This window comes from Spirillospora sp. NPDC048824, from assembly GCF_043198455.1.
GTDB lineage: Bacteria > Actinomycetota > Actinomycetes > Streptosporangiales > Streptosporangiaceae > Spirillospora.
In genome coordinates, this window is sequence record NZ_JBICUS010000010.1 from 275046 (window position 1) to 298428 (window position 23383).

The 23383-nt window shown below is 72.5% G+C and carries 24 protein-coding genes; 10 read left to right on the forward strand and 14 right to left on the reverse strand.

Annotated elements, in window-relative coordinates; all coding sequences use genetic code 11:
- Positions 1-150: 150 nt before the first annotated feature.
- The 3 genes from ACGFIS_RS22025 to ACGFIS_RS22035 form a co-directional block, all read right to left on the reverse strand.
- Positions 151-1332 (reverse strand): hypothetical protein, encoded by a 1182-nt coding sequence (locus ACGFIS_RS22025; protein ID WP_392903382.1) that lies wholly within the window; start codon positions 1330-1332, stop codon positions 151-153.
- Positions 1333-1413: 81 nt separating this feature from the next.
- Positions 1414-1605, reverse strand: a complete 192-nt coding sequence (locus tag ACGFIS_RS22030; protein ID WP_392903380.1) for a DUF397 domain-containing protein — start codon at positions 1603-1605, stop codon at positions 1414-1416.
- Positions 1596-2465 (reverse strand): helix-turn-helix domain-containing protein, encoded by an 870-nt coding sequence (locus ACGFIS_RS22035; protein ID WP_392972292.1) that lies wholly within the window; start codon positions 2463-2465, stop codon positions 1596-1598. Before ACGFIS_RS22035 ends, ACGFIS_RS22030 begins: the two co-directional genes overlap by 10 nt.
- A 75-nt stretch (positions 2466-2540) precedes the next feature.
- Here ACGFIS_RS22035 and ACGFIS_RS22040 point away from each other — a divergent pair, with 75 nt between their 5' ends.
- The 4 genes from ACGFIS_RS22040 (at position 2541) to ACGFIS_RS22055 (ending at position 6565) form a co-directional block, all read left to right on the forward strand.
- Complete coding sequence (locus tag ACGFIS_RS22040) at positions 2541-2936, forward strand: ATP-binding protein (RefSeq protein WP_392903376.1); 396 nt, start codon at positions 2541-2543, stop codon at positions 2934-2936.
- A gap of 223 nt (positions 2937-3159) precedes the next feature.
- Complete coding sequence (locus tag ACGFIS_RS22045) at positions 3160-3903, forward strand: carotenoid biosynthesis protein (protein WP_392972294.1); 744 nt, start codon at positions 3160-3162, stop codon at positions 3901-3903.
- The gene (locus ACGFIS_RS22050; RefSeq protein ID WP_392972296.1) at positions 3891-5360 is read left to right on the forward strand and encodes a phytoene desaturase family protein; all 1470 of its coding nucleotides are present in this window, start codon (positions 3891-3893) and stop codon (positions 5358-5360) included. The genes ACGFIS_RS22045 and ACGFIS_RS22050 overlap by 13 nt, the downstream gene beginning before the upstream one ends.
- Entirely contained in the window at positions 5357-6565 is a 1209-nt protein-coding gene (locus ACGFIS_RS22055) for a glycosyltransferase (RefSeq protein WP_392903370.1), read from the forward strand. Before ACGFIS_RS22050 ends, ACGFIS_RS22055 begins: the two co-directional genes overlap by 4 nt.
- On the opposite strand, the gene ACGFIS_RS22060 is transcribed toward ACGFIS_RS22055, so the two are convergent.
- Positions 6456-7157 carry a glycerol-3-phosphate acyltransferase gene (locus ACGFIS_RS22060; RefSeq protein ID WP_392903368.1) on the reverse strand — a complete coding sequence of 234 codons (702 nt, stop codon included), beginning with the start codon at positions 7155-7157 and terminating at the stop codon, positions 6456-6458. The two genes, ACGFIS_RS22055 and ACGFIS_RS22060, sit on opposite strands and share 110 nt — an antisense overlap.
- A 40-nt stretch (positions 7158-7197) precedes the next feature.
- Between ACGFIS_RS22060 and ACGFIS_RS22065 the strand changes: the two genes are divergently transcribed.
- A complete protein-coding gene (locus ACGFIS_RS22065; protein ID WP_392972320.1) occupies positions 7198-7866 on the forward strand; it encodes a spheroidene monooxygenase in 669 nt (222 codons plus the stop codon).
- A 5-nt stretch (positions 7867-7871) separates the two neighbouring features.
- Here ACGFIS_RS22065 and ACGFIS_RS22070 read toward each other — a convergent pair whose 3' ends face one another.
- The 4 genes from ACGFIS_RS22070 to ACGFIS_RS22085 all read right to left on the reverse strand — a co-directional run bounded on the left by ACGFIS_RS22070 (position 7872) and on the right by ACGFIS_RS22085 (position 12893).
- Positions 7872-8933 (reverse strand): phosphate acyltransferase, encoded by a 1062-nt coding sequence (locus tag ACGFIS_RS22070; RefSeq protein ID WP_392972298.1) that lies wholly within the window; start codon positions 8931-8933, stop codon positions 7872-7874.
- Position 8934: 1 nt separating this feature from the next.
- Positions 8935-9831, reverse strand: a complete 897-nt coding sequence (locus tag ACGFIS_RS22075; RefSeq protein WP_392903360.1) for a phytoene/squalene synthase family protein — start codon at positions 9829-9831, stop codon at positions 8935-8937.
- Positions 9828-11297: a phytoene desaturase family protein gene (locus ACGFIS_RS22080; RefSeq protein ID WP_392972300.1), complete on the reverse strand. Its 1470-nt coding sequence runs from the start codon at positions 11295-11297 to the stop codon at positions 9828-9830. Before ACGFIS_RS22080 ends, ACGFIS_RS22075 begins: the two co-directional genes overlap by 4 nt.
- A 129-nt stretch (positions 11298-11426) precedes the next feature.
- The gene (locus tag ACGFIS_RS22085; protein ID WP_392972302.1) at positions 11427-12893 is read right to left on the reverse strand and encodes an SDR family oxidoreductase; all 1467 of its coding nucleotides are present in this window, start codon (positions 12891-12893) and stop codon (positions 11427-11429) included.
- Positions 12894-13062: 169 nt separating this feature from the next.
- Between ACGFIS_RS22085 and ACGFIS_RS22090 the strand changes: the two genes are divergently transcribed.
- Together ACGFIS_RS22090 and ACGFIS_RS22095 are read left to right on the forward strand one after the other, a co-directional pair.
- The gene (locus ACGFIS_RS22090; protein WP_392903351.1) at positions 13063-13560 is read left to right on the forward strand and encodes an RNA polymerase sigma factor; all 498 of its coding nucleotides are present in this window, start codon (positions 13063-13065) and stop codon (positions 13558-13560) included.
- A gap of 62 nt (positions 13561-13622) precedes the next feature.
- Positions 13623-14447, forward strand: coding sequence for a DUF1722 domain-containing protein (locus ACGFIS_RS22095; protein WP_392903348.1), 825 nt, complete (start codon positions 13623-13625; stop codon positions 14445-14447).
- Here ACGFIS_RS22095 and ACGFIS_RS22100 read toward each other — a convergent pair.
- From ACGFIS_RS22100 to ACGFIS_RS22110, 3 genes are all read right to left on the reverse strand, one after another.
- A complete protein-coding gene (locus ACGFIS_RS22100) occupies positions 14438-15091 on the reverse strand; it encodes a DUF1990 family protein (RefSeq protein WP_392972304.1) in 654 nt (217 codons plus the stop codon). The genes ACGFIS_RS22095 and ACGFIS_RS22100 overlap by 10 nt on opposite strands.
- Positions 15088-16497 carry a DUF1990 family protein gene (locus tag ACGFIS_RS22105; protein ID WP_392972306.1) on the reverse strand — a complete coding sequence of 470 codons (1410 nt, stop codon included), beginning with the start codon at positions 16495-16497 and terminating at the stop codon, positions 15088-15090. The genes ACGFIS_RS22100 and ACGFIS_RS22105 overlap by 4 nt, the downstream gene beginning before the upstream one ends.
- Positions 16498-16841: 344 nt before the next feature.
- A complete protein-coding gene (locus tag ACGFIS_RS22110) occupies positions 16842-17837 on the reverse strand; it encodes a winged helix DNA-binding domain-containing protein (RefSeq protein ID WP_392903340.1) in 996 nt (331 codons plus the stop codon).
- Positions 17838-18095: 258 nt separating this feature from the next.
- Between ACGFIS_RS22110 and ACGFIS_RS22115 the strand changes: the two genes are divergently transcribed.
- Positions 18096-18689: a hypothetical protein gene (locus tag ACGFIS_RS22115; RefSeq protein ID WP_392903338.1), complete on the forward strand. Its 594-nt coding sequence runs from the start codon at positions 18096-18098 to the stop codon at positions 18687-18689.
- On the opposite strand, the gene ACGFIS_RS22120 is transcribed toward ACGFIS_RS22115, so the two are convergent.
- Positions 18658-18942: a hypothetical protein gene (locus tag ACGFIS_RS22120; RefSeq protein WP_392972308.1), complete on the reverse strand. Its 285-nt coding sequence runs from the start codon at positions 18940-18942 to the stop codon at positions 18658-18660. The genes ACGFIS_RS22115 and ACGFIS_RS22120 overlap by 32 nt on opposite strands.
- Positions 18943-19332: 390 nt before the next feature.
- On the opposite strand from ACGFIS_RS22120, the gene ACGFIS_RS22125 reads away from it, so the two are divergent.
- A complete protein-coding gene (locus ACGFIS_RS22125) occupies positions 19333-20793 on the forward strand; it encodes a SulP family inorganic anion transporter (RefSeq protein WP_392903334.1) in 1461 nt (486 codons plus the stop codon).
- A 95-nt stretch (positions 20794-20888) separates the two neighbouring features.
- Here ACGFIS_RS22125 and ACGFIS_RS22130 read toward each other — a convergent pair whose 3' ends face one another.
- Positions 20889-21500, reverse strand: a complete 612-nt coding sequence (locus ACGFIS_RS22130) for a TetR/AcrR family transcriptional regulator (RefSeq protein ID WP_392903332.1) — start codon at positions 21498-21500, stop codon at positions 20889-20891.
- A 124-nt stretch (positions 21501-21624) separates the two neighbouring features.
- Between ACGFIS_RS22130 and ACGFIS_RS22135 the strand changes: the two genes are divergently transcribed.
- Positions 21625-23160 (forward strand): MFS transporter, encoded by a 1536-nt coding sequence (locus ACGFIS_RS22135; protein ID WP_392972310.1) that lies wholly within the window; start codon positions 21625-21627, stop codon positions 23158-23160.
- Here the strand turns inward: ACGFIS_RS22135 and ACGFIS_RS22140 are convergent.
- The gene (locus ACGFIS_RS22140; protein WP_392903327.1) at positions 23093-23344 is read right to left on the reverse strand and encodes a hypothetical protein; all 252 of its coding nucleotides are present in this window, start codon (positions 23342-23344) and stop codon (positions 23093-23095) included. The two genes, ACGFIS_RS22135 and ACGFIS_RS22140, sit on opposite strands and share 68 nt — an antisense overlap.
- Between the last annotated feature and the right edge of the window lie 39 nt (positions 23345-23383).

Consider the following 23383-nt stretch of genomic DNA (forward strand, 5'->3'; position numbering starts at 1 on the left):
ATTCCCATATGAGGTGACCAAACGCGGCCATCCGGCGATCGCACGTACCGGCCCCGGAACGAGCCCTACCTCGCACGGCGTGCCAGGCGGCGGGCCGGTCTGGGATCGTCCCGCCCGCTGTGAGGGACAACTCGGGTGCCTGCCGGGTCATCAGGCCGTCGGCCTGGAAGGGCCGGCACGCGGAAGCACGCTGATCCCGGGATGGTCGGCGCGGAACCTGGCCAGCTTCGCGGCCGTCACCTGTGTATCGACGAGGTCGAGGTGGTCGAGGTCGTACTGCTCGACCACCGGAACGATCGCATCGCTGACCGGTGTCCCTCGGAGACTCAGCGACGTGATGTGCGTGACGCCGCCGAGTAGCGTTTTCACGTCCTCATCGGCGGCGGCGGTGAGACGGATGGTCAGGTTGTCCAGCTTCGCCGGCAGCCTCGTCGAGCCGGCGACATTGGCTGCCGTAAGGCTCACCCTGCGCAGAGACGAAGAGAAGGCGGCGTCCAACCAGAGAGCTTCCTTCGCGCTGAGATTCACGCTCGTAAGGTGGGGAGCGACTTCGGCCAGCATTTCCTGACCCCACGGGCGCGGCGGAAGGTCGGCAATCGTCAGATCGGCGAGGGCGCCGAGTCGTCCGCCGTTGGCGCCGGCGTGGAAGACGCTCGGTTCCTTGAGATGCAGGCGCAGGATCCGCAGTTTCGGGAATCGGAGGAAAGCCGACATGGCTTCGCCCTCGATCGTGCACACCCCATGTTCGAAGATTTCAACGCATGGCAGGTCCGGCAACGCGGAAAGCAGATGGTCATCGAACTCTTCGGTCATCAGGGCGAACGACCACACCGCGCCGGAAGCGGTCGCCAGAGGTTCGAGGTCGAAGCGATGCCAGCACTCAGAACGCGTGTGAATACTGAACGGGGTGCCGTCATGCCGAGGCGGCAGAGCCGGCCCCAGAACGTGAAATGGTGGTGCGCCTTCTTCGGAATGATAAAGACGGGAATCGTCATTCGTGAAGCGCCCGCAACACACGACTTCGATGACCGTCGCCGTGCCCGTCTCGCTGACCGCCCCGACATTCACCCATTCGGGGACGTGGCCGTCGCGCCACAATTCGGCCACGACGGTTTCCGCGTCGCATCTGTTCAGCGCGGCAGCCCGGCGATGGGCGCTGTCCTCCGGAAACCGCAACTCGCCGGGTCGTGGTGCGTGCCCGTCGTAGGACTGGTTGAGCCGCACCCGGAACACCAGCGGCTCCGGCAGCTCCTCGGAGACCAGCGACTGGGCGAACTGCCACGCGGCCTGAGCCGATGCGGCGAACCGCGCGGCGAACACCTCCCGATCCACCCGGCCAACCTACGCCCGAAGAGTGGAGAGGAGGTACCGGCCCGGTCGGCCGGCCCCGGCGTGATGATCGGTGCCGAGTGGTCAGTAGGCGTCGGCGACGGACTGGACGGCTGTGCGCAGGGCCGCGCGGGTCAGTAGGAGGACGGGGCCGTCCGGGTCCTTGCTGTCCCGCACCGCCACCGCCGCACCGGCCACGTCCGCCAGCTCGACGCACTCACCGCCGTTGGGCCCGCTGTGCGTGCTCTTGCGCCACTTGGCGTTTGTCAGGTCCATTTTTCCTGGATGACCTTTCGGATCAGTTCACCCGACATCTCCTGCGAGAGTGCCTGAGAACGGAGCTCGAACAAGGTTCGCGCCAGGCTGGACAGCTCGGCCGGGTTGTCCGTGGTGATACCTCGGATCGCTGTCTCGATGTACGCGATCTCGCTCCGATCCTCCATCGTCGCAACCACGAAGGCACCTAGGACGCCCTCGTGCTCAGCACTAGACAACACTACTTGAACCGTGACGTAGGGCAACAAACTCAGCTTTAGAAGGTGTTCGAGTTGTTCCCGCATCGTCTCGGGGGTTCCCACGCGGTTGTGGAGCACGTGTTCGTCGAGCAGGAGCACGACGATTGGGGGGTTGGTCTCTTTGTCCCCGGAGAGGATGGCTTGGCGACTGATGCGAGCGTCTGCCGCTTCTTGGTTATCCCGTAGCAGGGCCAAGGCGTAGGCCGGAGTCTGGGCCAGGCCGGGAATCACCGAATGCTGCCAGCAGACCAGCATTACCGCGTCGGCCTCGACCTGTGGCCAGTCGAACCAGAGCGGGACCGGGTGGCCGTCCTTGTTCAGGTCCTCCCACAGGCTGATGAGAGAGCCGCCCGCTTCCAGGTAGTCGTCCACGGCGACCACGAATGACCGTGTGGCGCGCTTCTTCCCGCTCTCGATGCGGCTGACCTGGGGGCCGCTCACCTTCGCCAGATGAGCGATGGTCTCCTGCTTGACGTCCTTGGCCTCCCGCATTCGGCGCATCTGACGGCCGAAGGCGACGAGGGCGGGCGACTCGCGGGGGCGTTGGCGTCGCGGGGGCATGGATCCTGCCTCTCGGCGGCATCTGTCGAGGTCCGGGGTTGACCTACCGCTCTTTGCCATCTCTGGGCGGTAGGCACATCGTAACCCGAAGATGGCGCACTGTGTGCTGCAAGCCACACACAGTGAGGAGAGGTCATGGGGCAGGCGGCGACGGAGAACGAGATGGTGGTGAAGCAGGACCTCAGAATGGTCGCGGAGGTCCGGGAGTTCGTGCGGCTGGTCACCGGCCAGTGGGGCATGGACGACTTCGTGCCGTGCCTGGTGGCCAGTGAGCTGGTCACCAACGCGCTCCGCTATGCGTCCGAGCAGGACGGCGACGTGATCCTGCGGCTGGACCGCACCGCGGACGACGCGCTGTGGATCGAGGTCCAGGACGCGACCGGCGACCTGCCCCACGTCCAGCAAGCGGACATGGTCAGCGAGGTCGGCCGGGGCCTGTTCATCGTCGACCAGTTCTCCCGCCGCTGGGGCGTCCGCCCCCTGGCCGGCAACGGCGGCAAGGTCGTTTTCGCGGTCATCGACCGCACCTGAAGAACACGCGGAGGGACGGACCCCCGGTGCGTCCCTCCGCTACCTGCCTGCCGTACGTGCGGCCTCGCGGCGGTTCGTGTCGCACCGATCTTCTCCCTTGGGCGTCCGGAGGGCGGGGTTGGTCCGAAGAACAGGTGTGGGGTTGATGAGGAGGGGCCGCGCGGTGGGGCGCGGGCGGGGGCCGGACGGGCTGGTGGTGGCGGGTGCCGGTTGCCTGGGGGGAATGGTCGCGGCTCAGGTGGCGTCGGGCGCGGGTTCGGATCCGGTGCGGCTGACCGGTCCGGTGGTGGGTCTGCTGGCGGCGGGGGCCGCGTGCTTCGTCGCGTCGCGGCGGGGGTTCGGGCGCGCGGGCGGGGCCGTTGGTGCGGCGGTGGCCATCGGATACGCGGCGGAGTGGATCGGAGTGCGGACGGGTGTCCCGTTCGGGAGGTACTCGTACACGCCGGTGCTGCGGCCCCAGGTGGGCGGTGTTCCGGTGGCGGTCGCGGGGGCGTGGGCGGGTATGGGGCTGGCGTCGCACGCGGCCGCCGCCACGCTCGTCCCGGAAGGGCGGAAGGGGACGCGTGTGGCGGTGGGGGCCGCGGCGCTGACGGCATGGGACGTGTTCCTGGACCCGCAGATGCTGCGGCTCGACCTGTGGAGGTGGGAGGACCCCGGGGTGTACCGGGGTGTGCCCGTGGGCAACTTCGCCGGGTGGCTGGGTGTGTCGGCGCTGCTCATGGCGGTGACGGACCCGATCGTGGGGTGGGAACGAGACGCGCCGGGGTGGCTGGTGGCGCTTTACGGGGTGATGGCGGCGATGGAGACGCTGGCGTTCGCGGCGGTGTTCGATCCTCCGGACCGGTTGGTCGCGGTGGCCGGTGGGACGGCGATGGGCGCGTTCGCCGTCCCGGCGGCGGTGCTGGCGTTCAGGCGGCGGACGGCGAGGAGCCCGTGGCCCGAGGGGAGGCCCGCATGGCGGAGGTGATCGTGGTCGGTGGCGGCGTCGGCGGGATGGTCGCCGCGTTGCTGCTGGCACGCGGCGGCCACCAGGTCCGGTTGCACGAGAGGCTGGGGCGGCTGGGCGGCAAGCTCGCCGAGCGTGAACGGGACGGGTTCACGTTCTCGCTCGGCCCGTCGCTGCTCACACTGCCCGGCCTTTTCCGGGAGTTGGGGGTCGAGCGCGAAACCGTCCGGCTGGACGAGCTGTGCCGGTACCGGTTCGCGGACGGGTCGCGCCTGCGCGCCTTCCGCGACCCCGACCGGATGGCCGCGGAGGTCGACCGGCTGGCCGCCGGTCAGGGCGCGGCCTGGCGGGCCTTCCACGCCTGGGCGCAGGGTTGTCTGGCGGCGTCGCAGCGGACGTTCTTCGCCGGCCCGGTGGGCCGTCCACCGGACGGCGCCCGGCTCGGGGACCTGGCGGCGGTCGCGCCGGGACGGACCTTGCACGGGCTGGCGCGGCGCTTCTTCACCGACCGGCGGCTGAGGCAGTACGTCGGGCGGTACGCCACGTACGCCGGGTCGAGCCCGTACCGGGCGCCCGCCGCGCTGGGATGCGTCCCGGCGATCGAGCACGGGGACGGCGGCTGGTACGTGCCGGGCGGCCTCGCCCGGCTCGCCGGCGACCTGGCCGGGCTGGTGACCGCGGCCGGTGTGGAGGTCCGTACCGGCAGCGAGGTCGCGCGCGTCGTCGCGGACGGCGACGCGGTCGCGGGCGTGGTTCTGGCGTCGGGGGAGCGGGAGGCGGCGGATGCGGTGGTGGTCAACGCCGACGCCGCCGTGCTGTACGGCCGGCTGCTGCCCGACCGGCGCCGGGTGCGCAGGATGGCCCGCCTGGGGCCGTCGTCGTCGGCGCTGCTGATCCTCGCCGGTGTCGAGGGACGGACCGAGGGGCTGCCGCATCATTCGGTGCTGTTCTCGGCCGACTACCGCCGCGAGTTCGGCGACATCTTCCAGCGGCGCGAGCCGCCGCGGGACCCGACCGTCTACATCGGCTGCTCGGCGGTGGACGACCCTGCTCAGGCGCCGCCGGGGGCGGAGAACCAGGTGATGCTGGTGAACGTCCCCGCCGGAGACCCCGGGCGGTGGCCGATGACGCCGGAGGACTACGGGGAGCTGGTGCTGGAGCGGCTCGCGCAGCGCGGGCACGACCTGGCGGGACGGCTCCGGTTCATGGAGCTGTTCACCCCCGCCGATCTGCGGGACCGGTACGGCGCGCCGGGCGGGGCGATCTACGGCACCGCCTACGGGGGGCGGGCGGCGCCGCTGCGCAGGCCGGGCAACCGCGGGCCCCGGCGCGGCCTGTACCTGGTGGGCGGCTCGGTGCACCCGGGCGGTGGGCTGCCCCTGGTCGCGATGGGCGGCCGCATCGTCGCGTCCCTGGTGCAGCAGGACTTCCCCGTCGCCGGCGGGTCGAACGCCGGCCACGGAGGGGGCCGGGCATGAGGGCCCTGACCGCCGCCCAGGCGGCCGCGGCCCTGGTGGTGGCGGCGCGGCTGGCGCGGGGACGCGACCGTCCTGCGCCGCTCGACGCGTGCGCCGCCCCGGGGTCGGCGGAACCGGTCTCGGTGGTGATCCCCGCCCGCGACGAGGAGGCCCGGATCGAGGCGTGCCTCGCGCCGCTGCTGGCCGATCCGGCGGTGCGGGAGGTGATCGTCGTGGACGACCGGTCCCGCGACGGCACCGCGGAGCTGGCCGCCAGGTCGGGCGCGACCGTCGTCGCGGGCGCGCCGCCACCGGCCGGCTGGGTGGGCAAGCAGTGGGCGCTGCGGCAGGGCGTGGAGGCGGCGGCCGGGCCCGTCGTGGTGCTGCTGGACGCCGACACCCGTCCCAGGGCCGGGCTGTGCGCGGCGCTGGCCGGACTGCTGGACACCTGCGACCTGGTCAGCGCCGGTCCCCGGTTCGTCACCGGCGGTGTGGCCGAGCAGGCGCTGCACACCGCGTTCCTGACCACGCTGGTCTACCGGTTCGGGCCGATCGGCCCGGCGGCGAGGACGCCCGGCCGCCTGCTCGTCAACGGCCAGTGCATGGCTTTCCGTAACGCGGCGATGGTGAAGGCGGACGCGTTCGCCCGTGTGCGCCGCCATCTCACCGACGATGTCGCGCTGGGCCGGCTGCTCGCGCGGGACGGCTGGAAGGTCGCGTTCGTCGATGCGGGCGCGCTGCTGGAGGTCGACATGCACACGTCCGCCGCCGACGTGTGGCGCCAGTGGGGCCGCTCGATCGCCCTGCGGGACGTCACGACGCCCGCGCGCCTCGCCGGAGACCTGGCGGTGGTGTGGCTGGCGGCGGCGCTGCCGGTGCTGCGGCTGGTCGCCGGGCGTCCCACGCCGCTCGACCTCGCCCTGCTGGGACAGCGGCTCCTGCTGACGGCGGCCCTTCGCGGCAGCTACCGCGAACCGGGACCGGGCCTGGTGCTCTCACCGCTGCTGGATCCGGTCGCCGCCGTCCGGCTGACGCAGGCCGCGCTGCGGCCCGGCCGCACCTGGCGCGGCCGCACCTACGGACGCGACGCGGTCGGCCTCGCCGGGCGGTCCGCCGTCACACCCGCGCGCCGGTGCGGCGGTCCGCCGGAAGCGCTGCACGACGGCCCGCACGACGGCCCGCTGCGCGGTCGGCACGTGCCGCCTGGCCGAAACGCAGCCCGATGAGGGACATCAGCGCCCCGGTGCCGGCGACGTGCGCGGCCGGGGCGAACAGCAGTTGCAGCGCGGGGAGCGAGAACACCGCGACGCGCGCTCCCCGGGCGAAGGAGCGTCCGCCGGCGCCGGTCGCCGCCAGCAGCCCGAGACCGAGCCCGAACGCGGGAGGGCAGATGACCGCGAAGCCGCCCGCGAACGTGAGGACGCAGCGCCCGCCCCTGCGGCCGGCGAACACCGGCCACGCGTGCCCGGCCATCGCGGCGCCGACCGCCGCGTACACCGGCACGACACTGGCCCCGCGGACCGTGCCCAGCGGGCCCGTCCGCGCCCCGCTGGCCGCCAGCCCCAGCAGGCCCGCCGCCGTGCCCTTCAGCAGGTCACCGGCGAACACCGGCGCGGCCGACCGCCCGCCCACGCGCTGCATGACGTTCCAGAACCCGGGATTGCGGTCGCCCACCGAGCGTGGGTCGAACCCGTGGACGCGTCCGACCAGGACCGCGACCGGTATCGAGCCGAGCAGGTAGCCGCCGATGACGGGCACGAGCAGAGATCGCGCGGAAACGGGCGTCGCGGGCGGGGATGGCCTTGGCAGTGGTGTCATCGCGTCGTTTCACCTCGTCAGATATGCGGGTGTGGGCGCCATGCGGCACATGGCGTTCGACCGGCCGGAGCTGCGCGCCTGCGGCGGGTTGCGGTTCTGGAGGCTGCTCGGCACGGGCCGCGGCCGGTCCATGAGCCTGGGCGCCGACCTGCGCCGCTGGGCGCTGTTCGCGGTGTGGGACGACGAGGCGGCGCTGGACGGCTTCCTGGAGTCCTCGGCGATCGCCGCCCGGTGGCGTGCGGAGGGTGAGGAGTCGTGGCATGTGCGCCTCGCGCCGCTGGCCTCCCGCGGCGGCTGGGGCGGACGTGACCCGTTCGGGCCGGAGGTCCCCGCGTCCCCGCGGGGCGCCGCGCCTCGGGCGCCCGGTCCCGTGGCCGTCCTGACCAGGGCTTCGATCCGCCCGGCGCGGCTGGTGGCGTTCTACCGGTCGATCGCGGACGTGGACCGGGCGCTGCGCCGCGAGGACGGCTGCATCGCGTCGGTCGGCGTGGGGGAATGGCCGCTGGCCCGGCAGGCGACGTTCTCGCTGTGGGAGGACGACGCCGCCATCGCCCGCTTCGCCTACCGGGCGGGTGCGCACCGCGACGTCATCGGGCGGGTTCGCGGCGAACGCTGGTACGCCGAAGAGCTGTTCGCGCGTTTCGCGCCGTACGGAAGCCGGGGCACCTGGGACGGCCGCGACCCGTTGCGCGCTCACGGCCGGGACTGACCGCCTCACGTGGCCGTGCCCAGCGCCGGAGGGCCGCTCACCGGCACCGGGTCCTCTCCGGCGGCCAGCTCGGACGCGACCAGGCAGGCGCGGGCGATGGCGGCCGATGCCGAGGAGCCGTGCGCGACGACGACCGTCCCGGTCAGGCCCAGCAGCGCCGCGCCGCCGTGAGTGTCGGCGTCGTACAACCGCCCGACCTCGTCCAGCCTGCGGGGGTCGGCGATGCCCGCCCTGGCGACGAGGCCGAGGGTCGTGCGGACGCAGCCTTCGATGTTCTTCAGCACGACGTTGCCGGTGAAGCCATCGGTCACGACCACGTCGACGGTTCCGGCCAGCACGTCGTGGCCCTCGACGTTGCCGTGGAAGCGGACGGGCATGGCCGGCAGCAGCCGCCCCGCGGAGCGGGTGAGCCGGTTGCCCTTCCCGCGTTCGGATCCGATGGACAGCAGGCCGACGACCGGATCGGGCACGCCGAGGACGTTCCGTGCGTACGCGGCGCCCATCAGCGCGAACTGCGCGAGCATCTCCGCGGTCGGATCGGCGGTTCCGCCCGCGTCGATCAGCACGGTCGAGCCCGCCGGGGTGGGGAGGGCCACGGCCAGCGCGGGACGCAGAACACCCTCCCGGCGCCCGAAGGTGCGGACCGCGCCCGTCACGACGGCGCCGGTGGAGCCGGCCGAGACGAACGCCGCCCCCTCGCGCCGGGCCAGCTCGCAGCCGGCCATCAGGCTCGTCCCGGGCCGGGCCGCGGCTCCCGCGCCCGGCTCGGCCATCGGCACGACCTCGCCGGCGTGCAGGACGCCGACCTCGCCGGCGGCGCCGTGCCGCCGCAGTTCACGGCGGATCGCCTCGGCCCGGCCGACGAGGACCACCGGCACACCGTGTTCCCGCCGCGCCGTCAGCGCGCCCGGTACCGTCTCGGCCGGCCCGTGATCGCCGCCCATCGCGTCCAGGACGACGGGCCGGGCCACACCGCCCGCCATGCCGCCCGCCATGCCGCCCGCCACACCGCCCGCCGCGCCGCCCGCCGGCGGCCTCCGGTCGCCGGTCATGTCGGCGCCGGCCATGTCAGGCCGTCCGGGACGGGAGGCGCCGCTCGGCCCGGCCGGCGGCGGAGGCGGCCAGCAGGTGCCGCGCGAAGATCGTGGCCCTTCGGCGGCGCGGCACCCGGACCCGCGCCGCCAGGACGTCGTGGCCTGCGGCGGCGATCCGGTCCAGGATGCCGCCGTACAGTTCGTACGCGGCGCGGATGCAGGGCCGCGAGGACGGCGCCAGCAGCTCCACACCCGCCAGCGCGCGGCGGTAGTGGTCGCGGGCACGGCCGGCCTCGAACGCCACCAGGTCACGCATCCCCCGGGTGCAGCCGCCGGCGAGGTCGGCCTCGGCCACCCCGAACCTGCCGAGGTCGGCTCGCGGCAGGTAGACGCGGCCGCGGGCGAGGTCCTCGGCCACGTCCCGCAGGAAGTTGGTGAGCTGGAACGCCCGCCCCAGCTCACGGGCGGGCTCGCGGGCGAGCCGCTCGGCGCCCGGCACCGTCTCCAGCACCGGGAGCATCATCAGCCCGACGGCGGCGGCCGACCCCTCCATGTAGACGAGCAGGTCGTCGTAGGTGTCGTAGCGCGTGACGGTCAGGTCCGTGCGCATCGACCGCAGGAACGCGTCGATGTCGCCCCGTTCGACGCCGAAGGAGCGCACGGTGTGCACGAACGCGGGCAGCACCGGGTCGCGGACCGGTTCGCCCGCCAGGCACGCCTCCAGCCGGCGGGTCACCTCGTCGAGCGCGTCCGCACGTCCGGCCACGTCATCGGAGGTGTCGACGATGTCGTCGACATGCCGGGCGAAACCGTACAGGGCGTGCACGTGCCGCCGTTTCCACGACGGCAGCAGAAGCGTGGCCAGGTAGAAGGAGCGCCCGTGGTGGGCGTTGAGGCGGCGGCAGTGCTCGTAGCTCGTGGTCAGCGTCATCGGCTCCCCTCCAGGATCCGTGCGGCGGCCAGCCTGCCGGAGATCAGGGCGGGTGGGACGCCCACGCCCGGCGCGGTGTACATCCCGGCGACGTGCAGGCCCGGAACCCGGCGGACACGGCCCGAGGGCCGCAGCCATGCCGTCTGGCGGAAGCGGTGATCCAGGGCGAAGGGCGTACCGGCCGAGTGCCCCAGCCGCGCCCACGCCGGCGGATCGAACGTGATCTCCGGTGCCGCCGCCAGGTCCCCGTAGCCCAGGTCGGCGAGGCGGCTCAGCATGCGGCGCTCCAGCCGCGGCGTGAGACGCTCCCAGTCGGCTCCGCAGGCGAGGTTGGGGACGGGTTCCAGCACGCTCAGCGTCGAGTGCCCGGCCGGCGCGGCGGCGGCGTCGGCGCCGGGACAGGTGACCAGCAGGCTCGGGTCGGGCTGCGGACGTCCGGACGCCAGGGCGGAGAACGTGGCCGCCCACTCCCGGCCGAAATGCAGGGTGTGGTGCGCCTGTCCGGGCAGCCGCCGGTCGAGGCCGAAATGCATGACCAGGCAGGACGGCGAGTAGCGCGGCCGGCGCAGCCGCCAGTCGCCGGCCGCCGCGGGCAGCAGCCCCGCGTGGGCCCGCACCAGATCGCAGGCGATGACGGCGTGGCTCGCGGCGAGCCGTTCCCCGGTGTCCAGCCGGACGGCCGTCACACCGGACGCGTCCGTCTCGACCCGCTCGGCGCGCACTCCGTACCGGATGCGGGCGCCGGCCTTCTCCGCCACCGCGGCCATGGCGTCCGGGATCGCGCGCATGCCGCCGCCGGACGGGAAGTACACGCCGCCGACGGTGTCCATGTGCGCGACGACGGCATAGATCGCCAGCGCCCTGTCCGGAGCCAGCCCGACGTAGAGCGCCTGGAACGTGTGCGCTCTGATGAGCCGCTCGTCGGTCAGCTGCGAGGCCGTGAACCTGTCCAGGCGGCGGAACCCGCCCGCCGCCGCCAGCTTCAGCAGCGCGGCGGGCCGGGCCATGCCGCGCAGCCGGGTCATGTCGGCGTCGATGAACGACGACCATTCCGCTTCGAACATCGCGCCGAGCCGCCGCCGGTACCGCAGATACCGGGCGGCCTCCTCCGGCCCGCACAGGGCCCGGACGTTCTCGGCCATCTCCTGCGCACCGGCCACCACGTCCAGCCGCGACCCGTCATGGAAGGCCAGCCGGTAGAACGGGTCCAGGCGCCGCAGAGGCAGCAGTGTCTCGACGTCCTCCCCGGCGGCGCCGAACGTGTCGGCCAGCACGTCCGGCATGGTCAGCACCGACGGACCGGTGTCGAACCGGTACGGCCCGAGGTTCGCCGACCCGCAGCAGCCGCCCGGCTCGTCGTGGGCCTCGACCACCACGACCTCGCGGCCCCGGGCCGCCAGGTGAATCGCCGCGGACAGGCCGGACAGGCCCGCCCCGACCACGACGACCGGACCGCGCGCCGCCATCAGCGTCGCCCGCGCGAGCCGTCACCCCGTGTCACACGATGTCGAAAGCGCACTGTCCCCTCCACCGTCGTCCGTACGGTCCTGTCCAGTTCTTCGGGGCATGGCGGCACATCGGTTGCCTCCCCCCGGTCAATGCGGCCGCTCGGCCGCGCGGGCGATGCCGCGGCACATCCCTCCGAAGACCCGGTTGTGGAACGGCCGGAACGCCCACCAGTACGCGTGGCCGGCCAGCCCCCGCGGGTGGAACAGCGCCCGCTGCGTGAACAGGGTGCGGCCGTCCTCCTGCGACACGCCGAGCTCCAGCCAGGCCAGGCCGGGCAGCCGCATCTCGGCGCGCAGCCGCAGCAGCCGTCCCGTCTCGATCTCCTCTACCCGCCAGAAGTCCACCGTCTCCCCGATGCGCAGCCGGCGCGGGTCCCGGCGGCCCCGCCGCAGCCCGACACCGCCCACCAGCCGGTCGATGAGGCCCCGTGCCCGCCAGGCGGCGGGGAAGGAGTACCAGCCGCGTTCCCCGCCGATCGCCTCGACGACCTCCCACAGCCGCTCGGGCGTAGCGTCCGTGCGGCACGAGCGGTCGTCGGTGTAGAGGCTGCCGCCGGCCCAGTCCGGGTCCGTCGGCAGCGGATCGCTCGGGGCCCCCGGGACGCCGGCCGATGACCAGCGCGTGGCGACATCCGCCTCACGGACCCGGCGCAGCGCCAGCGCCACCGACTCGTCGAAGCCGGTCGGCCCGTCCGGCGGGGGCGGGATGTACCGGCTGATGTCGTTCTCGCCGCACACGACCTCGTTGCGCAGCGACTCCACCAGTGGACGCGCGAGACCACCGGGGACCGGGGTGATCCCACCCACCCACAGACTCGACAGCCAGGGGCTCAGCACGGGCACCGGGACGATGAGCCGCCGGTTCAGGCCTGCCACGGCGGCGTACCGGTGCATCATGTCGGCGTAGGTGAGCACGTCCGGCCCGCCGATGTCGAACCCGCGGTTCACGTCGGCGGGCAGGTCCGCGGACGCCACCAGGTAGTGCAGGACGTCGCGGATCGCGATCGGCTGGATCCGGCTTCGCACCCACCGCGGCGTGACCATCACCGGCAGCCGCTCGGTGAGGTAGCGCAGCATCTCGAACGACGCCGAACCCGAGCCGATGATCACCGCAGCGCGCAGCCACACCGCGGGCGCCCGGCCGTCCAGCAGGATCCTGCCGACCTCGGCGCGGGACCGCAGATGCGGCGACGGGTCCTCCTCCGGATCCATGCCGCCGAGGTAGACCACCCGCCGCACTCCCGCGTCCCCCGCCGCCTCGGCGAAGACGCGGGCCGCCCGGCGGTCGTTCTCGGCGAAACCGCCGGCGCCGCCGATCGCATGGATGAGGTAGTAGGCGACGTCGACACCGTCCAGCGCGCGCCGGGTCGACTCCGGATCGGTGGCGTCGGCCTCCACGACCTCCACCCGCCCGGCCCAGGGATGATCGCGCAGCCGCCGCGCCGAACGGGCCATGCAGCGCACGCGGTGACCGGCGTCCAGCAACTCGGGGACCAGGCGCCCCCCGATGTAGCCGCTGGCCCCCGTCACCAGGCACAGGAATGGGCGGTTCACGACCGGCCTTCCCTTCGGCGTCGCTGTCGCATCACTTGCCGCTGCCTACCCGGCGCTGACGTGCACAAGCGCACGGCGCCCGGATTTTGCCGCCACCGGAAGCAACGACCCCGCAGGCCACCGCGCTCGCCGAATTTTGAAGCGTTTCCTCTGGGGGACGGGTGTGGGCATGACCCTTGGACACAGGCTCGCGCGGGGCGACGAGACGGCGCTGACCGAGTGCTATGCGACGCTCGGGCCCCTGGTCCGGCACCACGTGGCGAGGCTGGTGCCCGGCCACGCGGTCGACGACGTCGTCCAGGTGGCCTTTCTGGAGCTCTGGCGGACACGCCGGCGCTTCGACCCGTCACGGGCTCTCGCACCGTGGGTCCTGTCCATCGCGCGCAGGCGCGCCATCGACCAGATCCGCTCCGAAGCACGCCATCGCCGCAGGGCCGCGCCGCTGGAGGAGGCCGGCCGGGTTCCCGACCCGGCGCCCGCCCTCGACGCCGCGTGCGACGTCCGCGGAGCTCTCGCGGTCCTGCCCGTCGCGCAGCGGCAGGCGATCGTGCTGGCCCACTACGGGCACCTGACCCAGAGGGAGATCGCCGACCGGCTGAACATCCCGCTCGGCACTGTCAAGGCGCGCACCAGCCGCGGGCTGCGCCGGATGAGGGAGCTGCTTTGACCGCACCCAGGCCGCCACCCGGACCCGCTCCCGCCGATGGCCATCCACGCCCCAGGCTCGCCGTGACAGGCTGCCTGCCGGACGCGCCGGTCCGCCCCGGCAGCGGCCACGGCTGCGACCGGTTCCTCACCGGTCCCCTCGCACACCACGTGGACTGGGTCCCCGTCCGCCCGGAAATGGAGATCGGACTCGGCGCGTCCCGCCCGCGCCTGCGCCTGCGCACCGACGAGCTGGGCGCCGCCAAGGACGAGACCGCCGGCCGCACCTGGGCGATGACCGCACTGGAGAACGGCCGCATCCTCGACATCGCCGACGTCGACGGGTATGTGTTCGATCCCGGCTCGCCCAGTTGCGCACTGCTGAACCTGCCGCGCTACGCGTCCGGGCTCAACGATCCCGTCCTGCGCGAGCACTTCGTCGAACGCGTCTTCGCGCGGGCCGGGCTCCGTGAATTCTTCGCCCGCGATCGGCGTCCCCGCGACCTCGTCGCCTTCCACAGCCGCCACAAACTGCAGGTTCTCGCTCATGACCCGTCCGCCTACCGGGAACTGGGCCGGATCGTCGCCGGAGCCGGCACCCGCGGCCGAGGCGAACTGGAAGCCGACTACCGGCGCGCATTCGACCGGGCTTTGGCCGTCCCTCCGAAACGCGGTCGCCACACCAACGCGCTGCTGCACGTCCTCGGCCCTATGAGCGAACACCTCGACCCGGCTCGCCGCCACGACATCGTGGCGGCCATCGAGTCCTACCGGCGCGGCGAGGCACCGCTCAGCGTCCCGATCGCCCTGCTGCGCCACCACGCCGAAGCCGAGCACCTCGATTACCTCTCACAGCAGACCTACCTGAACCCATTTCCACCTGACCTGGTTCCCCGCCATCACCTGTGACGAGACCGGTCGTCCGCGGCGAGTGCGGCCGTCGTCAGCGCGGCCATGCGCCAGCACGACCGTTTGTAGAATCTGACCTGCGTGATCCGGCCGAAGAGAATGAAGCCGAGACGCACGATGGGGTTCGGGATGGGCGCCCGCTGCGAAAAGGCGTGGATGTGGAACTCCACCTCTCCGGTGTCGAGCCATTTGCGCACCTCCTGGTTCATCTGGCCGCGTTCGAGGTGCCCCTTCAACGTCCGGTAGGTCCATCCCCACACCCTCGCCCGGCGTCCGTCCCGTTCGATGACGCCGTCGACGACGTCTCCGATGCGGAGGCCGAGGTAGAAGTGCAGTCCGTAGAACCGGCCTTCGAGCAGCATGTTCCGGCCCGGCTCGGGAGGGCCCGAACGGCAGATCTCCCGGATGATGGCCGGATCGGCGTATTCGTAGTTCCGGACGAGCCGCCGGGCGACCTCCCAGCTTCCTCCGGCGACCGGCGGACCGGGCGGCTCCGCCGGCAGCGGCTGCCGGTAGTCGTCGACATGCCAGCCGCTCTCCGGGCGGTTCATGTCGTGCTGGTGCGGATCGAAGTTGAGGGGGAGCCGGTCCAGGCCTGCGTGCAGCCGATGCATCCGCCGCCGGACGCGTGCGCTCCTTCTCATGGGGCCGTCTTCTCCGGCTGACGCCGCCGTACCCGGCGCGGAACCCCGGCACGGCGGGCCACCTGCTGGACGGTGGCGTAGGTCGGCCCTCGCACCTGCTGAAACAGCCCCGCAGGGCTCAGTCCCGAGATGGAGTTCCGGGCTGGATCGAAGCGCATCGGTTCACGGTCATCGCTCCGTGCAGGCCCCTGGAGCCGGAGTTCACCGAATCGCTCCCAGGGGCCGAACTCGGTCGCCACCACGAGATCCATCAGCAGTGGCCGATCGTCCAGGGCGCCCGCGAGTGCCGGGAGGCCGGCCGGGATGGTCCCGGCCTGCCGCGCGGCCGCGCCCAGCAGCACCCGGCGGTCACCGGCGCGGTATGCGAGCAGGGAGCCGTAGAAGGACGGGCTCCACCTGGCCGCCGGCCGGAGCAGGTGGCGGCCCAGCCGGGAATGCCCCGTCGTGGCCAGCAGCAGCTCCGCGGTGGGCCCCGGTTCCGCGTCCCGGCCCTGCGGCTGCCGCCATCGCAGCGCCAGACCCAGCAGGTCCGGCAGCGCGGGCGGAAGGCCCACCGCGCGGGACAACCGCACCCGGCCCCGCAGCTCCGCACGATCGTCGAGGAACGGGACGCCCCAGTACCGGGACGTCCCGTGCAGGACGAGGGTGGCATCGAACACCAGGCCCTCGGGGTGCAGGGGCCGGTCGCGCAGCCGTGCCGCCAGAGCGAAGGTTCGCGTGACCACCGCCGAGAGCGCCCGGGTGACGAGCCGCTTCCGCCCGGGCTCGGAGACGTCCGCCCGCTCGGTCTGGACCTCCACGTCACCGATCATGTGGCCACCGGACAGCTCGGCGACCCGGGCGCAGAAATGCGCCCACATGTGAAGCTGCATTTCCTTCGCGATGCCCAGCCCCTCATAAAGAGCCTCTGACAGCCGGTCGCCGCTTCGCGCCCAGGACTCGATCGTGAAGACAAGGCCGTTCCCCTCGGTGCCCCTCGCCCGGAACTCGATCTCACCGGCCTCCAGATGCCCGCTCAGCGTCACGAACCGGAATGACTCCGGCGTCCGTTCCACCACCCGGACCGGGCAGTTCCAAGGCCCCGGCATGTGGACGACGTACTCGTCTCCCAGCCCCAGGGGCCTGCTGACTTCCGAAATCTTGTCGAAGACGGCGATCTCCACCGGTGAGGCGGCGTTGAGATCGTCACCCAGGCGTCCGATCAGCTGCTCCGCGGTCAGCGGGCTGCCGGAGATGCGGACCGTGTAGCGCCGCTGGTAGATCGGCCCGAACCCCTCCCGCAGATCCTGGACCCGATCCCCGCCGCGGCGCGGGATCCGCTCGATCTCCGAGACCGCCCCCGTACGGAGCCGGCCCCGCGGTACCCGGCGGGAACCCCGCAACCACCGCCACACGGCGATGCCCATGCCCGCCGGCCAACGCACCGCACGCGCCCGCCGCCGCCAACGCAGTCGCACGGCGCCCCCCGATGTCGCCCTTCGCCATCCCTCGAAACCCTGGCTCCCGCCGGGCCGACGGGCAGCCCCATACCCGACCTGACCAGGCCGAACCTCCGAAACACCACGCTGAGTCGCGGACGTCGCCCCCGGTCCATGTAAGAGATCGGTAAGGACCGGGTCGGCACCGCCGTGTACCCGGGCGGCGAGAACCGGGCCGTCCTCTGGCACAAGAAGAACTGATCCGCCACCGCCCGCTCTCCACGCGGAGAGCGGGCGGTCCGCGCGTCACCGCTGATCAGGTCGAAGTCAGCTCATGGAAGGACGATCTCGGGCTTGAGCCGCAGGTACTCGCCGTACCGTCCGGCGGCCTGGTCCAGGGCTTCGACCTGTGGACCCGTCAGGGCCCGGTAGGGCCGCAGGTCGAACCGCACATGGTCGCGGCCGACGGTGCGCCGCATGCCGGCGAGGAGCTGTGCGTCGACCAGGGCCATCCCGATCGCGGCCTCCCGGGTGCGCGGCACGTCACCGGCGGCGTCCAGCACCCAGCGGGAGTCCTGGTAGCCGCGGTACGTCTCGTCGAGGATCTGCAGGAGATGGCCCGCGGGATCCTGCGGTTCGCCGGGAGCCTCTCCGGGGGCGTGCCAGAAGGTGCGCCCGTCGTGCTCGAACGAGTCGAGCCGATCACGCACCTGCTGCAGGCCGGCGCGCACGTCGGTGAGGGTGAGCGTCGCCCAGTAGGCGAGGTCCCGTTCCGTCGCCGGGCCATGCCCGGTGAAATAGCGCAACGCGAGCTCGGCCAGCGCCTCGGTCCGGTCGAGGCGCCGCGGTGCCGGGACGCGCTCGGCCATCAGTGCGTACGTGTGTTCGCCCTCGGCGACCCGCCCGCTGCAGATCAGCCCGTCCAACTCGGCGTGGGCGAGCAGGATCACCACCATCTGCCCGCTGCCCGGGACACCGCGCTCGCGCAGCTCCTCGGCCAGCTGCGCGCGGGTGAGCTGTCCCCGGCTCGCCAGTGCCTCCATGACGGCGGCGACCGCCCGGTCGATGGACCGTTCGTCGAGGCCGTGAGTGGCGCGCAACTGCTGGCCGGTGACCCGCCGCACACGGGGAGCGGTCAGGTCGAGCAGCCAGCCGACGTCCTCGGCCCGCACGTAGTGCCACGTCGGACGCAGCACATGCGTACGCACGATGGTGCCGTCGTCGAGGAGGGCCGCCAGATCGGCCCGGTCGGGTTTCTTCGTGCGCGACGCCACCGCCCAAGCCGCCTGGCTGGGGTTTTCCGCCTGGACGGCCAGCAGTGAATCCACCACCTCACCTGCCGACCCGGCGTAGGGCCGAACCAGGTGCTGATTGCGCAGCCGCCAGCGAGCAATGTCGGCGTCCCGCACCACGCCACCACCTCCGGATCCGAATCGGAAACAGCCTAATCGGGCACACACTGACATCCACGCCTTCCCAGGCGGTGAGGTGCGCCCGGCCGGGGCACCGGGAGCGGGGAACCTTGTGGCCGTTCTCAGGACTTCCGAAGAAGATTGCGGGAGGAGAGGCGTACCGAGGAGGGAACGATGCTGTTCAAGCGGGAGGTCCTTGAGGGGATCGCGGGCGGGCGGATCGACCGGGTGTTCCGGGTGTGGGCCGTGCCCCGGGTCCGCGCGGGGAGCACCCAGCGCACCTGGGCGGGGATCATCGTCATCGACTCGGTCACGCCCGTCACCCCCCAGGAGATCACCGAGCAGGACGCCCTGCGGTCGGGCTTCAAGGACCGCGCGGCCCTGCTCACCGCCCTGTCCAAGAGCACCAAGGAGGGCGGCTACCACCGCGTCATGCTCCATCTTGGCGGCCCCGACCCCCAATCGGAACTGGCCCGCAACGCCGACCTGACCGACCGGGAACTGGCCGACATCACAACCGCCCTGGACACTATCGACGCCCGCAGCCGTCGCGGCCCCTGGACCCGCGGAGTCCTGCGCCTCATCGAGGAACACCCCGGCATGCGCGCCCAGGACCTGGCCGAACACCTCGACCGCGACAGGCTCCCCTTCAAGGCCGACGTCCGCCGCCTCAAAGCCCTCGGCCTCACCGAAAGCCTGGAGACCGGCTACCACCTCTCCCCGCGCGGCAAGGCCGTCATGGCCTACCTGCGCTCCTTGCCCGAATGATCGCCCCGGGCAGCGGCCCCGCCAGGTCCCCCAGTCGCGGCTCACCGTGCAGGACCCGGCGGACGAGCACGTGCGCGGCGCCCGTGCGGAACGGCCCCCGGCCGGTCGCCGCGTACACCAGCAGGCCGCCGAGGGAGAACACGTCGCTGGGCTGCTCCACCCGGCCTCCCCGGCACTGCTCCGGTGACATGTACGCGGGTGTGCCGATCGGGTGCGCGCCGGTCAGCGGGGTCGCGTCCGGGGTGACCGCCATCCCGCATCGACTCGGCCCAGGGTAACCACGCGATCATCTCGTTCGCCGGGTGGACGAGGCGTTCGACGCGACCCCGAGAGCCCGGTGTTGACGGTGTGACAGTCGTCTCTAGCGGGTGCCGATGGCCTTCCACTGGCGCCTATGACTCTTCTCTGACGTTAGAGTAGGAACGCGACGGTCGGCCACGTGACTCCCGCATCGGTGAGGCAGTCACTCTGAGGGTTTCCCGAATCGCGGCCTGACCTCCGGGGCGTTCCCCGGGCCCCATCACCGGCATCGGCGCCGGCCCCCGCCCGTCCTTGTCCGTGTCCTGATCCTGCACGGACGATCCGCCATGTCTGGAGTGTTTTGAGTCTGCCTGCCGTACTGGCACACCGGCTGGGGCCTGCGTTGACGCCTTCGCAGCCGATCACGGCCAAGTTGCTGCGCACCGAGGTGCTGGCCGGCCTGGTGGTCGCGCTGGCGCTGATCCCCGAGGCGATCTCGTTCTCGATCATCGCCGGGGTGGAGCCGCAGGTCGGGTTGTTCGCCGCGTTCACCATGGCCGTCACGATCGCGGTCGTCGGCGGGCGGCCCGCGATGATCTCGGCCGCGACCGGCGCGGTCGCGCTGGTCGTGGCCCCCATCGCACGCGAGCACGGGCTCGGCCACCTGCTGGCCGCCGTGATCCTGGCCGGGGTCTTCCAGATGGTGCTGGGGGCGCTGGGCGTGGCCCGGCTGATGCGGTTCGTGCCGCGCAGCGTGATGGTCGGGTTCGTCAACGCCCTGGCCATCCTGATCTTCATGGCGCAGGTACCCGAAGTCCGGGACGTCCCCTGGCCGGTCTACCCCCTGGTCGCCGCAGGGCTGACGCTGATGGTGCTGTTCCCGCGCATCACCAGGGCCGTCCCCGCGCCACTGGTGTCGATCGTGATCCTCACCGTCATCACCGTCGCCGCAGGCATCGCCGTCCCGACCGTCGGCGACAAGGGCGCACTGCCCTCCTCCCTGCCCACCCCCGGCCTGCCCGACGTCCCCCTCACCCTGGACACCCTGACGCTCCTGGCCCCGTACTCGCTGGCGTTCGCCCTGGTCGGACTGATGGAGTCGCTGATGACCGCCAAGCTCGTCGACGACATCACCGACACCCACTCCGGCAAGACCCGCGAGTCGATCGGCCAGGGCATCGCCAACATCGTCACCGGATTCTTCGGCGGCATGGGCGGCTGCGCGATGATCGGCCAGACGATGATCAACGTCAAGAGCGGCGCCCGGACCCGGCTGTCGACGTTCCTGGCCGGGGCGTTTCTGATGGTGCTGTGCATCGGCTTCGGCCCGGTCGTCTCCGACATCCCGATGGCCGCGCTCGTCGCGGTCATGGTCCTGGTCGCGGTCGGCACCTTCGACTGGCACTCGGTGGCCCCGGCAACGCTCAAGCGGATGCCGCTGGGCGAGACGACCGTCATGCTGGTCACCGTCGCCGTGGTGGTGTCCACCCACAACCTGGCCATCGGCGTGGTCGCCGGCTCGATCACCGCCATGGTCGTCTTCGCCCGCCGCGTCGCGCACCTGGTGAACGTCTCCGCGGTCACCGACCCCGACGGCGGCCAGGTCGTGTACGCGGTCACCGGCGAACTGTTCTTCGCCTCCAGCAACGATCTCGTCTACCAGTTCGACTACGCCGGCGACCCCGACCGCGTGACCATCGACCTGACCGACGCCCACGTCTGGGACGCCTCCACCGTCGCCGCCCTCGACGCCGTCACCACCAAGTACCAGCGGCGCGGCAAGACCGTCGAGATCGTCGGACTCAACGAGCACAGCGCCCGCATGCACGACACCCTCAGCGGCGAACTCGCCGCAAACCACTGACCGGAGCCGCCAGGAACTGAGCCCTCGCCACCTCCGGCGGGTGGCGGGCCCCGACGAGGGCGGAGGCGGACCGCGAAGCCCCACCGGTGCGGACGTCAGGGATAGAGTGCGGCGACCGCCTCGAGCACGCGGGCGCGGGCCGTCTCCGGAGCGGTGAGGCCGATCAGCACGTAGTAGGCCAGCCCCTCGGCAAGGGCGACCAGATCGAGGGCCAGATGTTCGGGATCGGCGGACGCGAGGATCAGCCCGCCGTCCTGGTCGTCGCGCACGAGGCCGGCGACCTGCCGGTGGAACCGGGTGTAGTCCCCGCGGAGCCGCTCGGCGATGCCCTCGTCGGTGAGCGCGAGCGCCGTGAAGGACTGGCGGACGCGCATGTGCGTCCGCGTCTCGGCGTCGTGGGCGATGAGTTCGGTCAGCACTGCGCTGAGCACCGAGCGCGGCTCGGCGTCGTCGAGATCGCTGCCCACGAGGGACCTGATGCGGGCGCTGCTCAGCTCGTTGCCGCGGTCGAAGGCCGCCTCGATGAGTTTCTGCTTGGTCGGGAAGTAGTGCTGGACGCGTCCGGCCGACACTCCCGCCCGCGCGGCGACCTCCGTCAGCGACACGGCCGGCAGGCCGCGCTCGGCGACGATCGCCAGCACCGCGTCGGCGATCTCCCGCCGCCGTACCTCGTGCAGCGCCCCCGGCCCCCGGGTACGCCGCTCCATTGATCACCTCAGTTTATCGATGTGGCCGCATCGGATTGAGCTCCGAGCCTATCGCCCTTAGCGTGGATAGGAGCAACCCAATGCGTCCACATTGATTTAGCCGAGGTACAGAGAAGGCGAACGCATGACGCGGTCCAGAACAGGCGAGCTTCCCGAGTCCGTGAGAACCGATCCGCGATCGTCCACACCCGGGGTCGCCCTCGCTCTGGCCTGCATCGTCCAGTTCATGGTGGTGCTCGACGTCTCCGTGGTGAACGTCGCGCTGCCCTCCATCCAGTCGTCCCTGGGTTTCGAGTCCGCCGATCTGCCCTGGGTCGCCGGCGCCTACACCCTCACGTTCGCCGGCTTCCTCCTGCTCGGCGGCCGTCTCGCGGACATCCAAGGGGCCAGGCGCGTCTTCCTCGCCGGACTCGTGCTGTTCTCGGTACCCAGCCTGGTGGGCGGGCTGGCGACCACCCCCGGGCCGCTGATCGCCGCGCGGGCGGCGCAGGGACTCGGCGCCGCCGTCCTCGCCCCGGCGACCCTGACGATCCTGACGACCACGTTCCCGGAGGGCCCTCGCCGCACCCGCGCCCTGGCCGCCTGGACGGCGGTGAGCCTGGCGGGCGGCGCGTCCGGCAACCTCATCGGCGGCGTTCTCACCGAGTCGCTGTCCTGGCGGTGGATCCTGCTGATCAACGCACCGATCGGCGTGGCCGCCGCCGTCCTCGCGGCCAGGCTGTCCACCGGCCGCCGGAAGGGGCGGGCCGGCCGCCTCGATCTGCCGGGAGCCGCAACCGCCACTTCGGGCCTGGCCCTCCTCGCCTACGGCATCATGCAGGCCGGACCACGCGGCTGGGACGACCCGGTGATCCTCGCCGCCCTCGCGGCCGCCGCCGTCCTGCTCGCCGGGTTCGTCCTCATCGAGACCCGTCTCGCCCGCGACCCGCTCATTCCGCCGCGGCTGTTCCGCGTCCGCGCCATCGCCGCCGGCAACGCGGTGATGCTGCTCGCCGGCGCCTGCTTCCAAGTGCCGATGTGGTACTTCCTGACCCTCTACATGCAGGACGTCCTGCACTACACGGCGCTGCAGACCGGACTCGGCTTCCTCCCGCACACGCTGCTCACCATGACCATCGGCCTGCGTGTCACCCCGTGGCTCATGAAGCACGCCGACGACCGGACCCTCGTCATCACCGGCGCGCTCACCGCAGCCGCGGGCTTCCTCTGGCAAAGCGCCATCACCGCCGACAGCGGCTACCTTTCCGGTGTGCTCGGCCCCGCGATCCTCATCTCCGTCGGCGGAGGCCTGCTGAACACGCCGCTGACCGCCACCGTCACCTCCGGCGTCGCCGAACGCGACGCCGGAGCGGTCTCGGGCCTGATGAACACCGCCAAGCAGGTCGGCGGCGCCGTCGGCCTGGCCGCCCTCACCGCCGCCGTCGCCGGCCATGTCACCACCCCGGCGGCCCTGGCCGACGCCTACGGCGACGCCTTCCTGATCATGGCCGCCATGCTCATCGTCATCGGCGCGGTCTCCACCGCCCTCCCGGCCAGGCGCGACGCGGAAGGACCGACCCGGACGGGCCCGCACCGCGGTGAGGAGAGGGGCCTCAGCGGCCGAACAGTTTCCGGGCTGTGCCGGGAGAGTAGAAGACGGTTTCGCCGGTCGCGTCCTTGACACCGTCGTTGTCGGTGACCACCCAGACGCGGCCGCCTCCGTCGACGGCCAGGCCCTCGGCCTTCTCCTGGGCGTGGCCGCCGAAGCCCCGTAGGTCCGGCAGCAGGTCGCGGACGAGCCGCTTGCGCAGCTGCTTGCCGACCCGTGCGGCGATGTCGTCCGGCAGCGGGATGCGCCGCTCCACCGGGCGGCATGATGCGTGACACGCCCGGCGGCATCCGCG

Bases quoted from the DNA above. Each gene is read 5' to 3' on its own strand.
- ACGFIS_RS22030 (WP_392903380.1), bottom strand. From the start codon at position 1,605: ATGGACCTGACAAACGCCAAGTGGCGCAAGAGCACGCACAGCGGGCCC.
- ACGFIS_RS22035 (WP_392972292.1), bottom strand. From the start codon at position 2,465: ATGGCAAAGAGCGGTAGGTCAACCCCGGACCTCGACAGATGCCGCCGA.
- ACGFIS_RS22040 (WP_392903376.1), top strand. From the start codon at position 2,541: ATGGGGCAGGCGGCGACGGAGAACGAGATGGTGGTGAAGCAGGACCTC.
- ACGFIS_RS22045 (WP_392972294.1), top strand. From the start codon at position 3,160: ATGGTCGCGGCTCAGGTGGCGTCGGGCGCGGGTTCGGATCCGGTGCGG.
- ACGFIS_RS22050 (WP_392972296.1), top strand. From the start codon at position 3,891: ATGGCGGAGGTGATCGTGGTCGGTGGCGGCGTCGGCGGGATGGTCGCC.
- ACGFIS_RS22055 (WP_392903370.1), top strand. From the start codon at position 5,357: ATGAGGGCCCTGACCGCCGCCCAGGCGGCCGCGGCCCTGGTGGTGGCG.
- ACGFIS_RS22060 (WP_392903368.1), bottom strand. From the start codon at position 7,157: ATGACACCACTGCCAAGGCCATCCCCGCCCGCGACGCCCGTTTCCGCG.
- ACGFIS_RS22065 (WP_392972320.1), top strand. From the start codon at position 7,198: ATGCGGCACATGGCGTTCGACCGGCCGGAGCTGCGCGCCTGCGGCGGG.
- ACGFIS_RS22070 (WP_392972298.1), bottom strand. From the start codon at position 8,933: ATGGCCGGCGCCGACATGACCGGCGACCGGAGGCCGCCGGCGGGCGGC.
- ACGFIS_RS22075 (WP_392903360.1), bottom strand. From the start codon at position 9,831: ATGACGCTGACCACGAGCTACGAGCACTGCCGCCGCCTCAACGCCCAC.
- ACGFIS_RS22080 (WP_392972300.1), bottom strand. From the start codon at position 11,297: ATGGCGGCGCGCGGTCCGGTCGTCGTGGTCGGGGCGGGCCTGTCCGGC.
- ACGFIS_RS22090 (WP_392903351.1), top strand. From the start codon at position 13,063: ATGACCCTTGGACACAGGCTCGCGCGGGGCGACGAGACGGCGCTGACC.
- ACGFIS_RS22100 (WP_392972304.1), bottom strand. From the start codon at position 15,091: ATGAGAAGGAGCGCACGCGTCCGGCGGCGGATGCATCGGCTGCACGCA.
- ACGFIS_RS22105 (WP_392972306.1), bottom strand. From the start codon at position 16,497: ATGGGCATCGCCGTGTGGCGGTGGTTGCGGGGTTCCCGCCGGGTACCG.
- ACGFIS_RS22115 (WP_392903338.1), top strand. From the start codon at position 18,096: ATGCTGTTCAAGCGGGAGGTCCTTGAGGGGATCGCGGGCGGGCGGATC.
- ACGFIS_RS22120 (WP_392972308.1), bottom strand. From the start codon at position 18,942: ATGGCGGTCACCCCGGACGCGACCCCGCTGACCGGCGCGCACCCGATC.
- ACGFIS_RS22130 (WP_392903332.1), bottom strand. From the start codon at position 21,500: ATGGAGCGGCGTACCCGGGGGCCGGGGGCGCTGCACGAGGTACGGCGG.
- ACGFIS_RS22135 (WP_392972310.1), top strand. From the start codon at position 21,625: ATGACGCGGTCCAGAACAGGCGAGCTTCCCGAGTCCGTGAGAACCGAT.